We start from the raw sequence: 15,068 nt of genomic DNA, 5'->3' as shown, positions 1-15,068 counted from the left end.
CTCGTTAACATTTTTCCGCGATGAACTGCTGCGGCTTTTCCATGGCTGATGTGTAAACCCAGTACTTGATGTCTCCCTCACAACCGACATTGACCACGCGGTAGTTGTCGTCTTTGTCGATAGCATGAATCACCACGCCGGCGAGAAATCCCCCGCGCAGTGATTTCAAATCTTCGATGGCCATATCCACCGCCTGATGCAGGGAATAGCCGAGTTTCATGGCCATGACGATGGCGTGGGACGTGTTGGCCCGAATGGTCATTTCGCCGGTGTGGGTACAGGCGGCGGCCCCGAACCGGCTGTCGGCGTAGAACCCCGCCCCGACAATCGGGGAGTCGCCCAGGCGGCCGGGATACTTCCAGGCCCAGCCGGAGGTGCTGGTGGCGGTATAAATACTCTGGTTGCGATCTTTGGTGAGAAACACGGTGGTATCGCGCACTTTTTCCGGATCAGTGATCAAGGTATTGAGCTTGGCCAGCGGTCGCTTCGACATGTCCGGGTTTGACTCGCCGGTGATCTCCTGCAGCTTTTTGAACCAGACTTCTTTGGAGTTTTCCATCAGCGGGTTGCTGCACTGAAATCCCATTTCGTCAGCAAAGCGGGTTGCGCCTTCGCCGACCAAGATCTCGTGGTTGAGCTCTTCCATCACTTTGCGGGCGACGCGGGTGACATGGAAATGGTTTTTGACCGCGCCGACGGCACCGGTACGCAGGGTGTCCCCGTCCATCACCGCCCCGTCAAACTCCATCTCGCCGAGGAGGTTCGGCCAGCCGCCGTAGCCGACGCTGCGGACTTTCGGCTCGGCCTCGACCCGTTCAATACCGCAGAGAATGGCGTCCAGGCCGTTCTCGCCGTGGTCCAGCATGTCGGCGGTTTCCTCAATGCCCGGCCAAGCTTCTGAATTCGAAAGAACAATCATTATTTGCTATCCATTTTGTCTAAGAATCGTTTAATGCGGGGATCCTGTTTGCCGCCCTGCTCGGAGAAGAACTGATCTTTGTCCATGTCGACGCGCACCCGGCCTTCGTCCAGAAAGACGATCCGGTTGGAAATCTTGCGCGCGAAGGCGATTTCGTGGGTGACGAAAATCAGGGTGGTGCCGGTATTGCTCGCCAGATCGGCCAGCACATCCAATACTTCCGAGGTCATTTCCGGGTCCAGGGCACTGGTGACTTCGTCGAGCAGCAAGCACGACGGATCCATCGCCAGCGCCCGGCAAATGCCGACCCGTTGTTTCTGGCCGCCGGAGAGCTGGTCCGGGTAGGCATCCTGTTTGTCGGCCAGCCCGACCAAATCCAGCAGTTCCTGCGCTTTCTGCCGGGCCTGGGCTTTGGGGATCCCGAGCACTTCCACCGGGGCCAGGGTAATGTTGTCGATGACTTTCAAATGCGGATACAGGTTGAAGTGCTGGAAGACCGTTGCGACGTTTTTTCGGATTTCCGCCAGTTCATTGGCGTTGGTGACGGTGAGCCCGCCGACCCTGATGTCGCCGCCATTGAGCTTTTCCAAGCCGTTGATACAGCGAATCAGGGTGGACTTCCCGGAGCCGCTGGCACCGAGGATCGAAACCACATCGCCCCGGCGGATGTGGAGCGAAACCCCGTTGAGAATGGTGGCGTTTCCGAAACGCTTTTCGACATTGTCTATCTGAATCATGATCAATCCTTACAGGCTGGCCCAGTCCTGATGCTTCTTGAGGTGGGTTTCTAACGTCCGGCCGAGCTTGGCGAGCAGCCAGGACAACATGAAATAGGTCGCGCCGATCACCGGCCAGACGATAAACGGCTGCCAGGTGCGCTGATTCAGGATCTGCCCGACTTTGGTGATGTCCATGACGCCAATCACCGAGATGAGCGAGGTGACCTGAAGCTGGTTCACCGCCAGCCCGACCAAAGGTGCAATCGCCACCAGCAAGGCTTGCGGGGTAATGATCTTGGTGAGGACTTTCCACTCGCTCAGGCCGAATGAGCGCGCCGCTTCCACTTGCCCCTTGTCGATGGAGGCCAGGGCGGAAACCACAATGACGGAGATGAAGGCCGCGGTATTGCCGGACAGGGTGATCACCGCTGCTTCCGTCGCGGTCATATCGACCCCCAGCAAAATGGGCAGGCCGAAGTAGATCAAGAACAGCTGCACCAACACCGGGGAGTTTTTCAGAAACTCGCTGGTAAAGGTCGCGGCATGTCCCAGCCCAGGCACCTGATAATGGCGGGTGAGCGCGAGCAGCGTTCCCAGCACTGCGCCGATCAGGCTGGAGATCAGAAACACCTGCAGGGACACGCCGATGCCGCTGAGCAAGACGATGAAGTCGTAAGGTACGAATGCGTTATTCGACACGGTTAATCCTCCAGGACAAATTGTTTGTTCAAACGGGCGTGCAGGCGTGAAATGGCCAGCGACAGGATGTAGGTCAGCACGCAGTAAAACAGCAGTAGCAAGAAATACACTTCAAAGGGCCGGAAGGTTTCTGCGGCAATGATCTTGGCGGTGCCGGTGAGTTCATTCAGCGTGACCGTCGAGAGAATGGAAGTCGTCAGGATCAGGTTGATAAAAATCGACCCCAGCGGGCGAATGGCGTTGCGCAGCGCGATGGGTAAGATCACTTTCTGGTAGATCACCCGGCGCTTGAGGCCAAACGACTGGGCGGCTTCAATCACGTCTTTATCTACCTGCAGCACACTGGCCCGCAGTACATCGGCGCAGTAGGCCCCGACGGCGAGTGACAGGGCAATTACGCCGGTGGTGTAGGGGTCGATGAAAATACCGAGTTCAGGCAAGCCGTAGAAAATGAAAAAGACCTGAACGATAAACGGAATATTGCGGAAACAGTTGATGTATCCGTTGCCGAGTCGGCTCTGCCACGGATGGCGGCTGACACAGGCAAACATGACGGCCAGGCCGACCCCAAAGCTGCCGAGAATCGCCAGGGAGCTGACCGTTGCGGTGATGATAAACCCGTCGGTAAAGGACCCGAAATATTGCGAGATGATACTGAGATCAAACATAAAACCGCCATCCAGTTGCAAAAGTGAAACCGATTTCACTTTAGGCGTTGATGGCTTATTCACAATGTACAAAATAAGGATTTGCAATCTGGATCAGCTCAATTGAATGAAACAACGGTGAGTGTGCATACAAATATGCTGGGAAGGACTAACTTTTCATCATCGTGGATGTTCTTGGATCGAAATATGCCTTAAGGCACAAGGCTTAGGCACATTTGGCGAGAATCGTGGCGCTTGAGGGCGAATGGCGGCGTATCAAGGTACATGGTTTCCATCACAGCGCCGGCTTTGCGCAAACGCTGGGGATGTGACGGTTGAGCCGGTGCAAACACTTCAGCCCTGAAGCTGCGCTTCAAAAATTTCCGGCATGGATTTGGCGGCGTTTTTGATCGACTCGGTAAAGCTGTGGAGCGATTTATGATGCCGGGTGTTGGTCGGGTAGGCGAGGTTGTAGGGGTAGTAAATCGCCGGTTCAAACGGACGGGTGACCACACCGTTGGCGGCCCATACCCGGGCGGCGAACGGCTCCAGAACACCAACGGCCAGCCCGGCGGCGATCATTGAATAGCCGGTGTGCGAGGTGTCGATAAACAGCTGCTTGCTGACTTCGGCTTCAACCGGCTCCAGCGCCTGGCCCAGTTTGCTCCAGTAGGTCGGGTTGGAATCGAGGACAGTGAGCACCGACTCACCGACCAGATCTTCGGCCGTGATGACGCTTTTTCGGGTCAGCGGGTGGTCATGCCGGGCGGCGAAAACAAAACGCGCATTGCCGATAAATTCCTGCTCAATGCCGCTTAACTGCGGCAGTTGCAGCCCCACGGCCAGATCGACCGAGTTGGTTTGCAGCTTCATGACGATTTCCGCCATGCCGTCGGTGTGCACCACGATCCGCTCGTTTGGAAAATACTTCTTGTGCTCGCTGAGCGCCAGCGGGAGCAGGGTACTGGCAATGGCCGAGGTGCTGGCAATTTTGAGCTCTTTGGGTGCCCGGGTCCGGATATGGGCCGCTACCGATTGCAGCTTTTCCAGCCCTAAAAAGCTCTCCTCCACCGAGCGAAAAAACTCGGCTGCTTCGTGGGTCGGGTGCAGGCGTCCCTTGCGCCGTTCAAACAGCAAGAAACCGAGCGAGTGTTCCAGATCACTGATGAGTCGGCTGACCGCGGGTTGGGTGACATGCATTTCCACAGCGGCGGCGGCGGTGGTCCCGCGTAACATGATGTAGCGGAAGGCTTCAATCTGTCGAAATTTCATGGGTTGTCCATAACAAGTGCTTGGCCGTAACAAGTGTTTATTCACAACAAGTGCTTATCCATCCCAAATGTTCATCCATAACATTTGTTTATCGACCATGCCTGAATATAAGTGGATGGTATTACATTTAGTTTACATGATGGACTTAGTTACACAATGCTCAGGAGACATCGTTCCCTGAGTTTCAGTCGTGGTTTCCTGTCATGCATGGAGGTGTGAAGGAGCCAACTTGCAGCCCAATGTACTGTCAGCACAAGGATGAACACGTGACCGATCCGTCTACATCTCAAATTCTTTCCGTCGAAAACTTATCGGTGGCTTTTGGCCCAAATCAGGTGATTGAGAACCTGAGCTTTTCCGTCGTGCCCGGCCGGACCCTGGCGATTGTCGGTGAATCCGGCTCCGGGAAATCGGTGACGTCGCAGTCGATCATGCGGCTGGCCGATATGAGCGGCGCCCGGTATGTTTCCGGTCGGATCCAGTATCGCGGGTCAGCGCAACCGGTCGATTTGTTGACGCTGACCCAGCCCCAGATGCGGCAGGTGCGGGGCAAAGAGATCGCGATGATTTTCCAGGAGCCGATGACCTCGCTCAACCCGGTGTTCACTATCGGCGATCAGCTTTGTGAAGCTTTGCTACTGCATGAAAATCTCTCCAAATCCGAAGCGATGGCTGAAAGTCAGCACTTACTTGAAATGGTGCGCTTGCCGGATGCCAGGGAGATGCTCGGTCGCTATCCGCATCAGCTCTCGGGCGGCATGCGCCAGCGGGTGATGATTGCGATGGCGCTGGCATGTAAACCGAAAATCCTGATCGCCGATGAGCCGACGACTGCGCTCGATGTGACCATTCAGGCGCAGATCCTGGCGATTATGGCGGATTTGCAAAAAGAGCTGAATATGGCAGTGATTTTCATCACTCACGACATGGGCGTGGTGGCTGAAATTGCCGATGATGTGGTGGTGATGTGGCAAGGCAAGAAAGTGGAGCAGGGCACGGTGCAGGACATCTTCGCCCGGCCGCAGCACCCGTATACCCAGGCGCTGCTGGCGTCGGTGCCTCGCCTCGGGAGCATGGCGGGCGAGCCTTTGCCCAAGCGTTTCCCGGTCACGGTGATGGAAGGCGGGATGCCGACCTTGGTGGGCGAAGAGCAGGTGCAGGACACCGCCGATTACAACCAGCCGCCGCTGCTCAGTGTTCGTGATCTGGTGACCCGTTTTGATGCCCGCAAAGGCTTCTGGGGCCGGGTCACCCACCGCATTCATGCGGTCGAGCAGGTGAACTTTGACATCTACCCTGGTGAAACCCTGGCGTTGGTCGGGGAGTCCGGTTCCGGCAAATCCACCATCGGCCGCACCATTCAGCGATTGCAGGCGGCAACCAGCGGCACCATCAGCTTTGAAGGTCAGCCGTTAATGGCGCGCAGTAAGGCCGAGCAGCGCCGGTTGAAACAGGAAATCCAGTATATCTTTCAGGATCCGTATGCCTCGCTGGATCCGAGAAAAACCATCGGCTTCTCCATTGCCGAGCCGATCAAAACCCACCGCCTGATCCAGGGCGAGCAGAACATTCGTCGGCGGGTGGCCGAGCTGCTGGAACGGGTCGGGCTGAGTCCGGAACACGCCTCGCGCTATCCCCATGAGTTTTCCGGCGGCCAGCGCCAGCGGATCTGTATCGCCCGGGCCCTGGCCTCGAACCCGAAATTAATCATTGCCGATGAAGCACTGTCTGCGCTCGATGTCTCCATTCAGGCGCAAATCATTAACCTGTTTATGGCGCTGCAGGCGGAGTACGGCATTGCGTACCTGTTTATCAGCCACGATATGGCGGTGGTCGAAAAAATGAGTCACCGGGTCGCGGTGCTCTATCTGGGACAAATCGCAGAAATCGGCTCGCGCCGACAAGTTCTGGAGACGCCGCAACACCCGTATACCCAACGCTTGCTGAGTGCGGTGCCCGTGGCGGACCCGAACCATGTCCGCACCAGCGTTCGTTTGACCGGAGACATTCCCAGCCCGATTCGGGCAGTCGGCGATGAGCCGAGCACCCTGGCGTATCTCGAAGTCGCCCCCGGCCACTTTGTCGCGCAAGCCCCACAGGAAGGGGCACTCCAACCTACCTTTGACGGAGAATATTTCAATGATGAAGCACAACCCTCAACGCTGGCTTAAGACCCTGTCGCTCACGGCCGGACTGACCTTTTCATCCCTGGCGATGGCGGGCGGAACGCTGACCGTCGCGTCGCCGCAGGACCCGGGCAGCTGGGACCCGGTGGACACTTTTTTGGTCAACTGGGCCTCGGTCGCCACCAATATTTATGACGGTCTGACCTATCGCGGTCCGGATCTGAAACTCCAGCCGGGTCTGGCGACCAACTGGGAGCTGCTCGATGACGGGCGGCGGATCCGCTTTACGCTGCGTCAGAACGTGACTTTCCATAATGGCGAAGCGTTTAACGCCAACGCGGTAAAGTTTACCTTTGATCGCCTGTTGGGCGAGGAAGGGAAAAAAGGCCCGCAACGCTCGAACTATACCGCGATTGAGCGCGTGGACATCGTCGATGACTACACGGTGGACTTCTTCCTCAACAAACCTGATCCGGTGCTGCTGACCAAGCTGGCGGGCTACGGCGCGATGATTGTGCCACCGAAATATATTGCCGAGAAAGGCGAGCAGTATTTCAACACCCATCCTGTCGGCACCGGGCCGTTTCAGTTTGTGAACTATGAGCCGAAAGTCGGCATTGAACTGAAAGCCTACGGCAATCACTGGGGCAGCGCGCCGAACATCTCGGAGCTGAACTACCGCTTTATTTCCGAGCCGTCGACCGCAGTCGCTGAGTTGCAGGCCGGACGAGTGGATCTGGTGATCCCGCCAACCATTCCGATTGCGATGATCCCGACCATTGAGGCCAACCCGAAACTGTCGGTCGTGGCCACACCAAGCCCGACCGTATACGCGCTGCGCTTTAACTCAGAAAGCGGGATCACCCAAGATGAGCGAGTGCGTAAGGCGATGATTTACGGCGTGGATCGCAAGGCGATTATCGACTCGATCCTGGGCGGTCAGGCCGAGCAGATCGCCAGTTTCCAGAGCTCGATCTCGTTCGGTAACGATCCGGCGATGCAGCCGCTGCCGTACGATCCGTCTAAAGCCATGCAGCTGCTGAAACAGGCAGGGGTGAAACCCGGCACCAAGGTGCAGATTGATATTCGCGGCAACGACGCCACCTTTAACGAAGTGACGCAGGCGGTGGCCAGCTACCTGCAAATCATCGGGCTGAATGCCACCATCAAGCCGTACGAAACCAATGTGCTGCTGAACGATATTATCCCGGCGGGGAAAACCGGGGCGATGTTCCAGCAGTCCTGGGGCGGTTGGACCTTAGATTACGACAACACGGCGTACTTTATGTATCACACCGGCGAGAAGTGGAATCCGTATGACAGCGATCCTGATCTCGATCAGCAGCTTGAATCGCAGCGTACCCTGCTGGATCCCGAGCAACGGGAAGCCATTCTGCAGTCGATTGCCCGCTATACCGCCAATCGTGCGCTGGAAATGCCGCTATACAGCCTTAACGCCATTTACGGCGTGTCGAACCGGGTGAAAAACTTTACGCCGGTGCCGGACAGCCGCTTGCGCTTTACGGACGTCACCGTCGACTAAGCAGGACTACGTGCCCTTCAGGAGTGAAGGGCACGGATTGCCGTTTCAAGGAATTCTCATGACTAACTTTATTTTAAAACGCTTGTTGCAGGCGGTGTTTGTGCTGTTTGCGATCACCCTGGTGGTCGCCTACGCGATCCGAATGACGGGCGATCCGGCGCTGATGCTGACGCAGGGCGCAGGCAGTGTTACCGAAGCCGATCTGGTACTGATCCGCGAAGCGCTGGGGCTCAATAAACCGTTTCTGACCCAGTATGGTGAGTTTATCACCGGGCTGTTTGTCGGCGATTTCGGCAACAGCTTTATGGGGGGGACTCCGGTGTCTCAGCTCATCGAAATGTCTCTGCCGGCCACCTTTATGCTGGCGATCTCGGTGATGCTGGTGTCGATTGCGATTTCGATCCCGCTCGGGATCAAAGCCGCGACGGCGCGCGGCAAATGGGCCGATCAGCTGATCCGGATCTGCTCGCTGATTGGCTTGTCATTCCCCAACTTCTGGCTGGCGCTGATGATGGTGCTGGTGTTTTCCATCACCCTGCAATGGCTGCCGCCGAGCGGCATGGACGGCTTCGCCAGCTTTGTGATGCCGTCGCTGACCATGGCGATTATTCTCACCGCCACCAATGTGCGGCTGGTCAGAACCGCGATGCTGGAAACCCTGCAATCTCAGTACATCATGGTGGCCCGCGCCAAGGGCGTCAGTGAAACGGCGGTGCTCTACAAGCATGCGCTGCGCAACTGCGCGATCCCGCTGATCACCTATTTCGGCCTGCAATTTGGCGGCCTGCTCGGCGGGATTGTGGTGATTGAAAAAGTCTTCAACTGGCCGGGGCTCGGCACGCTGGCCTTTGAAGCGGTCGGGTCGCGGGATTACCCGGTGTTGCAGGCGGTGATCACCGTGCTGTCGATGCTCATCGTCGGGGTAAACCTTCTGGTCGATATTGCTTACGGCCTCATTGATCCACGCATCAGAACGGAGTAAGGCCGATGTCTACTGCAATTTCTTCTACACGATTTGCCGGGCTGAAAAACCTGGAGTTTATCCTCGGCGCCACGCTGACGGGCGGCATTATTTTACTGGTGCTGCTGTCGGATGTGATTTTTCAGGATGCCGCGAGCCAGATTAACTTATCGGCCCGGCTGATTGCGCCCTTCACCGATGCCGGGCATTTCTTCGGCACCGATCCGCTGGGCCGGGATGTGCTGGCCCGCGTTGTGGCCGGGGGTACGGTCTCGCTTCAGGTCGGCTTTTTGTCGGTGCTGGGGGCGGTGATCTTCGGCGTCATCATGGGGTTAGTGTCCGGTTACTATCGCGGGATCTGGGATGCCATCGTGATGCGCTGCGCGGACATCCAACTGGCGATGCCGTTTATTCTGCTGGCGATCACCTTCATTGCCATTGTCGGCGGCGGCCTGACCAACATGATCATTTTGCTGATTGTCTCGCAATGGGTGCAATATGCCCGCCTGGTGCGCGGCTCGGTGCTGTCCCTGCGGGATCGGGAGTTCATCCAGTCCGCCAAAGCGATTGGGGTCAGCCATTTCAGTATCCTGTTCCGTCATCTGTTGCCGAACCTGATCGGCCCGGTGATTGTGCTGATGACGCTCAATGTAGCGAACAACATTCTGCTCGAAAGTAGCCTGACGTTTCTGGGGCTGGGCGTCGATCCGCTGACTCCGAGCTGGGGCGGGATGCTGGCCGATGGCCGGACCTATATCCAGACGGCGTGGTGGGTCAGTGTGTTCCCGGGACTGGCGATTCTGCTCACGGTGCTGGGGCTGAATCTGCTCGGGGATTGGCTCCGCGATAGCCTGGATCCGACCGGGAGAACATCACGATGAGTCAGATTTTTACCACGACGATTGCCTCCTCGCTGGTGGCCCTGGTCGAGCAACTGGGGGATACCCGGTATCACGGCTGCACGGTCGAGGCCTGGGTGTTCAGTGATCGCGCTTCCCGTCAGGCGGCAGAAGCGTCGCTGCGGGCGATGGGGGTTCAGGCCCGGATCCACAGCGCCTATAAGCCGCTGCTGCATTTTTTCCTCGAAGATGTGCCGCAAGACGGGTTGCTTGAGCCGATAGTGCCAAGTGAATCGGCCGATTCGCTGGAAGCGATCGAGATCACCTATCCGGTTCGCGAGCACGCCGATCCCAAGCGGTTCCTGCTGGAAGCGTACCCGCTGGCGGCGCTGATCCGCTGCGATAACCTGACGTTTACCCCGGGTGACGGAGAGCAGGACCATTACACCGTGACCGCGCATTGGGTGTCGGGCGAGGTACGTCGCTTTTCGGTGTTTGCGCCTAACCATGTTCATGTTTCCGCTTGCGAGACGACTTACTTGTCGCCGACGGGCTGGTTGCGGGTTGATGATCGCGCGGGGAATCGGGTCCACGATGAGCGTTTTACCACCGACTATGAAAAGGCGTTTGCCTCGGTGATGACGCAGATCCAGCGTCATGACTGGCTGGCGCAGGGCCCGTATTTCGAGCAATTGAAGATCCATGTGGCCGCGCCGGTTTATGATGAGCCGATTGGCTACGGGCATGAAGTGATCAGCCTGAAAGAAGCGCTGCATGAGGATCTGTATTTTTCGGTCCAGGAGTGGTTTAAGTTTCGCGAAGGCAAAGATCTGAACGCCCGGAACAGTCAGCCCGGACAAATTATTCCGTTGATCGATGCCGCGGAAGGGCCGGATTACGCCATTGAAATCCGGTTGGGGCACCATAGTGAGGGGCTGATACGGGACGCCGAATATGACGCGCCGACGCTGGCGTTGGATACGGTCGGCGCACCCCTGCCGGTGGCACTGGTTGGTCAAGCCCTGGCGGACATTCCGGGACAGATCATTGAAGTCAGCGCCTACTCCGGCCGGACAGTACGGGCGAAGTATCATCCGGGTGCGGACAAGGCGGTGATGATCAGCGGTGGTCAGCATGCCAACGAAACCACCGGGGTGGTGGGCGCTTTGCGCGCGGCGACAGTGTTGGCGCAGCAAGCAGAGGCGCATTTCGTGATTTCGCCGCTGGAGAATCCCGATGGCTATGCGCTGCATCAGATGCTGATCCAGGATAATCCGCATCACATGCACCATGCTGCCCGCTATACGGCGCTGGGGGATGATCTCGAATACCGCACCGGGGAGGCGTTGTACGAAAAGACCATTCGGCATCGGGCCGTAGAGCACAGTGGTGCCGGGTTACACCTGAACCTGCACGGTTACCCGTCGCATGAGTGGACGCGGCCCCTGTCCGGGTATGTCCCGGCCGGTTTTGAAATGTGGACCATCCCAAAAGGCTTTTTCTTAATCGTCCGCCACCGGGACACCCCGGAATGGGCGGAGTATGCCGAACGTTTTATTCACGAGCTGACACTCGCGCTGGGCCATCTGTCGGATGTGCTGGCGCTGAATCGGGCGCAGACGGCGCTGTATCAGCAACACGCCGGAGAAACCGGGTTTCAAATCATCAATGATTTTCCGTGCCTGATTTCCGCCGTTACCCAGTGCGATGTGCCGCTGCAAATTATCACCGAGTACCCGGATGAAACGATCTACGGCGAAGATTTCATTGCCGGGCATGACGTGCAGACCGCCACTGTGCTGGCAGCCTATCAGATCCATCAGCGGTTATCCCAGCCAGAACACTGACGTTCATCCGAGGTGATCGGAGAGACACTGGTCAGGCACCTGGCGGAGTCAGCCGCTCGGCTGAAAGCTGTGACGAACACATAGCATCTCGATGAAAAAAGCCCGGTTTTCCGGGCCTTTTGCGGTTTGTTTCCTGTTCTCCCGTGACGGGCGTTTCTGTGTGTTTTGTTGTGATAGGGAAGGTTGAGGAAGGTCAGGTTAAATGGCCGCTATCATGCTGTTATTGTTGAACTATTTTCCTGGGCGTATCAGTGTCGAGACTTTCAGGGAATTTTTATTCCCTGTCCTCAATCTTTGTCCGGAACTAGCTACACTTACTGGGCACTGTCTCTATAGTCATCGGGAGGGAAAAATGAAAGGTTTAGTACCACGAGATCACTGGGATTCTTTGTTTGATTTCGGTCGTATGTTTGATAACACTTTATTTCCGTCACTTCGTCGCACGGATATGGAATCGTTATCTCCGCGAATCGATGTCGTTGAAACAGACACCGGTTATCAAATTAGTGCCGATCTGCCTGGGGTGAAAAAAGAAGATATCTCACTGCAGCTCACTGGCGGCCGTCTTTCGATTGAGGCCAGCCGTTCGGAAAGCAAAGAAGAAAAAGAAGAAGGCAAAGTGATCCGCAAAGAAAGGTATGAAGGTAAGTTTATGCGCAGCTTCTACCTTGGTGAAAACGTCAAGCAAGAGGATATCAGCGCATCTTTCACCGATGGTGTTTTGAAGATCGAGGTTCCGAAAGTGGAGCCTTCACAACCTGAAACGAGCCGGATTGAGGTAAGGTAGTTACCTCTCGTTCATGCCAAGGCGGATTGCATTATCCGCCTTTTTTATACGCCGCCCCTGTGTACTACACCGCACTTTCATTCAGTTACCGTACGGTTTTCGTCACCACGCACTCATCGGTGGCGATCGTCGTTCCCGGTACTGTGAGCGTTGAACTGCTGGCGCAGTTGAGTCAGCTCACGCAGCCGCTTATCTACCATACCGTTGACGCTCATGGCCGGGTACTTTCCGTTGACCGGTTCCCCGATGGGTAAATTCGTGAGTAGCGCCAACGCCTGATCAACATGGTCGATCGCCCATATATGGAACTGGTGCTCCCGGACAGCCCTGCGGACATCTGCCCGTAACATCAGGTGAGGAATATTTGCCGAGGGAATGATCACGCCATGCTCGCCCTTGAGCCCCCGCGCCTGGCAGATCTCGAAAAAGCCTTCGATTTTCTCATTGACGCCGCCAACCGCCTCAATCAGACCATGCTGATTAATAGCTCCGGTGATGGCCAACGATTGTTTAAGCGGGATTTGACCAATGGCCGATAACAAGGTACATAACTCGGCGGCGGAAGCGCTGTCTCCCTCAACCCCGCCATAGGATTGCTCAAAGGCCAGCGAGGCATTCAGTGACAACGGCTGGCTCTGTCCATAGCGCTCACCCAGGAACCCACTCAGGATCATTACCCCTTTGGAATGAATCGAGCCGCCCAGGTCGACTTCCCGCTCAATGTCGAGGATCTTCCCGTCGCCCAGACGAATGGTCGCGGTGATCCGTGAGGGCAACCCAAAGGGGTGATCGCCAACGGCCACAACCGATAGTGCGTTGATCTGGCCCACCACGAATCCTTCGGTATCAATTTTTCGGATCCCCCGTAATACACTTTCCTGATGGCGATCTTTGAGATAGCTTACCCGACGGCGCTGCGCATCCACCGCGGCTTCGACCGCCTCCGCGGTGATCACTTTCTCTTCACCCTGTCTCGACCAGTAATTCGTATCCCGCAACAAATCCATCAGCGAATTCATATGCAGGGACAGCTTCTCCCGATCGGCCATCATTCGGCTACTGTATTCGATCACCCGGGCAACCGCTTCCCGCGACAAAGGAAGCAACTTTTCCCGGCACTGCACTGTCTTAATCAGTCGGGCATAAAGATGTGTCGAAGCTTCATCCCGGGGCAGCTCCTCTGCAAAATCGGCCTGAACCTTAAACAGTAAGCTGAATTCCGGGTCATAATGTTTGAGCAGGTAGTACAGCAGCCGGTTACCGCAAAGCACCACTTTCAAATCCAGCGGAACCACCTGCGGCTCGATTGTGGTGGTGGTGGCCAGGCTCAGCATTTGTTCCAGGGATTGGATCCGGATTTGGCCGGAGCGCAGTGCGCGCTTGAGCGAATCCCACAGCAAGGGACGGTCAACCAAACGGGCCGCATCCAGCACCAGATAGCCACCATTGGCACGATGCAGCGCACCGGGTTTAATCAACATAAAATTGGTATACAGGGTGCCGGCATGGCTGAGGTGTTCCACCCGACCGACCAGGTTCGACACCGTCGGGTTATCTTCGTAAATCACCGGTAGCCCTTCAACATCACTGTTATCAACCAGCAAGTTCACTTGATATTCCGTGAAATACTCCGCCACTTGCTCACTGTTATGCTCTTCCGCCAGGCTGCTCAGAATTTGTTGAAAACGGTCAATATTGTCGATTAGGTCTTGCTTGAGGCTCTGAAGATAATCAATTACCGGCTGGTACGCGCCGAACTTTTGCTCCAGCTCCAGAAACAGTTGGCTGATGGTGTTGGCGACGGTATCGCGCTGTAATTCTTTGATGGCCTGTTGGCTTTGGTGGTGCCAGAGTGGCATGTCCCGGCTGATCTGCTTTAGCTCCTCGCGCAGTGCACTGAGATCGGATTCAATCTGATCTCGCTGTGCCTCAGGCAGCTGACGAAATGCCTCTTGGCTTAAGACTTTTTCGTCTCGTTCAGGCAGCAAGGTGTAACCGGTCGGTGTTTTCTTCAGGATAATATGACGCGCCTGCGCATGGGATTCAGCCGTCGCAAAAGCCCGGCGACAACGTTCGGTGTAGTCCGCCTGGATCGCTTGTGTTCGGGCCTGAAGTTCATCACTCTGCAGCGTTTCCGGGATCGCCTGCACCAGATACTCCACCAGTTGTTGCACGCCCTGTCGCAGCCGTCGTCCGTCTCCTGCACGGAGCTGTAGCGCGACCGGTTGCTGCGGGTGAGCAAAGTTATTGACATAACACCAGTCATCAGTCGGCGGATAATCCCTAGAGCGCCGCAGTAGCAGCCGGTCGATGAGGGTATGCTTGCCCAGACCGGTTGAGCCGGTGACAAAAATATTGTATCCGGCATGAGGCATGTCGAGCCCGAAATTCAGGGCTTCCATCGCCCGGTCCTGTCCCAGCGGTACAGCCAACGGGGCCAGTTCATCGGTGGTCTCAAAATTCAGCAGTCCGAGGTCGCAGACATGGTAAAGCTGCGCCTCCGTCAGGGCTGGGTACTTTTGTTGCACGCGGTACTCCTGAGGCCTTGAACGATATCGCGAATGTAAATTCCAGTGTAGTACAACCATGCAAGAGAGGGACACGGCTTCACCGGCGTCGGCCTCCTCAAGTCATCGACAACGATCTCCCTTGTTTAGATTCAAACGCTATACTTCTGGAAGTTTTCCCTGAAATATCAACTGCTGCCGT

12 protein-coding genes are annotated in these 15,068 nt (G+C 56.5%); 6 read left to right on the top strand and 6 right to left on the bottom strand.

The genetic code is table 11. From position 1 onward, the window contains the following. Positions 1-4: 4 nt before the first annotated feature. The 5 genes from VV869_RS06280 to VV869_RS06260 form a co-directional block, all read right to left on the bottom strand. The gene (locus VV869_RS06280) at positions 5-919 is read right to left on the bottom strand and encodes a N(4)-(beta-N-acetylglucosaminyl)-L-asparaginase (protein ID WP_337734121.1); all 915 of its coding nucleotides are present in this window, start codon (positions 917-919) and stop codon (positions 5-7) included. Then, a complete protein-coding gene (locus VV869_RS06275) occupies positions 919-1,656 on the bottom strand; it encodes an amino acid ABC transporter ATP-binding protein (RefSeq protein ID WP_337734120.1) in 738 nt (245 codons plus the stop codon). Before VV869_RS06275 ends, VV869_RS06280 begins: the two co-directional genes overlap by 1 nt. A 9-nt stretch (positions 1,657-1,665) precedes the next feature. After that, a complete protein-coding gene (locus VV869_RS06270) occupies positions 1,666-2,337 on the bottom strand; it encodes an amino acid ABC transporter permease (protein ID WP_337734119.1) in 672 nt (223 codons plus the stop codon). A gap of 2 nt (positions 2,338-2,339) precedes the next feature. After that, entirely contained in the window at positions 2,340-3,005 is a 666-nt protein-coding gene (locus VV869_RS06265; protein ID WP_337734118.1) for an amino acid ABC transporter permease, read from the bottom strand. A 333-nt stretch (positions 3,006-3,338) separates the two neighbouring features. Then, on the bottom strand, positions 3,339-4,256 hold the full coding sequence (locus VV869_RS06260; RefSeq protein ID WP_337734117.1) for a LysR family transcriptional regulator: 918 nt from the start codon (positions 4,254-4,256) through the stop codon (positions 3,339-3,341). A gap of 266 nt (positions 4,257-4,522) precedes the next feature. Between VV869_RS06260 and VV869_RS06255 the strand changes: the two genes are divergently transcribed. The 6 genes from VV869_RS06255 (at position 4,523) to VV869_RS06230 (ending at position 12,359) form a co-directional block, all read left to right on the top strand. Beyond that, on the top strand, positions 4,523-6,427 hold the full coding sequence (locus tag VV869_RS06255) for an ABC transporter ATP-binding protein (protein ID WP_337734116.1): 1,905 nt from the start codon (positions 4,523-4,525) through the stop codon (positions 6,425-6,427). Continuing rightward, positions 6,396-7,925: an ABC transporter substrate-binding protein gene (locus VV869_RS06250; protein WP_337734115.1), complete on the top strand. Its 1,530-nt coding sequence runs from the start codon at positions 6,396-6,398 to the stop codon at positions 7,923-7,925. Before VV869_RS06255 ends, VV869_RS06250 begins: the two co-directional genes overlap by 32 nt. Before the next feature lie 58 nt (positions 7,926-7,983). Continuing rightward, positions 7,984-8,907 (top strand): ABC transporter permease, encoded by a 924-nt coding sequence (locus VV869_RS06245; protein ID WP_337734114.1) that lies wholly within the window; start codon positions 7,984-7,986, stop codon positions 8,905-8,907. A gap of 5 nt (positions 8,908-8,912) precedes the next feature. Next, the gene (locus tag VV869_RS06240) at positions 8,913-9,767 is read left to right on the top strand and encodes an ABC transporter permease (protein WP_337734113.1); all 855 of its coding nucleotides are present in this window, start codon (positions 8,913-8,915) and stop codon (positions 9,765-9,767) included. Beyond that, positions 9,764-11,572, top strand: coding sequence for a M14 family zinc carboxypeptidase (locus VV869_RS06235; RefSeq protein ID WP_337734112.1), 1,809 nt, complete (start codon positions 9,764-9,766; stop codon positions 11,570-11,572). Before VV869_RS06240 ends, VV869_RS06235 begins: the two co-directional genes overlap by 4 nt. Positions 11,573-11,924: 352 nt before the next feature. Beyond that, positions 11,925-12,359: an Hsp20/alpha crystallin family protein gene (locus VV869_RS06230; RefSeq protein WP_337734111.1), complete on the top strand. Its 435-nt coding sequence runs from the start codon at positions 11,925-11,927 to the stop codon at positions 12,357-12,359. 113 nt (positions 12,360-12,472) lie between these two features. Here the strand turns inward: VV869_RS06230 and VV869_RS06225 are convergent, their stop codons facing one another. Next, the gene (locus VV869_RS06225; RefSeq protein WP_337734110.1) at positions 12,473-14,887 is read right to left on the bottom strand and encodes a Lon protease family protein; all 2,415 of its coding nucleotides are present in this window, start codon (positions 14,885-14,887) and stop codon (positions 12,473-12,475) included. Positions 14,888-15,068: the final 181 nt, after the last annotated feature.

The sequence above is a fragment of the Photobacterium sp. MCCC 1A19761 genome, assembly GCF_037389125.1.
Taxonomy (GTDB): Bacteria; Pseudomonadota; Gammaproteobacteria; order Enterobacterales; family Vibrionaceae; genus Photobacterium.
The sequence above is the reverse complement of the archived record's forward strand: the minus strand, read 5'-3'. Positions and strand labels throughout refer to the sequence as shown.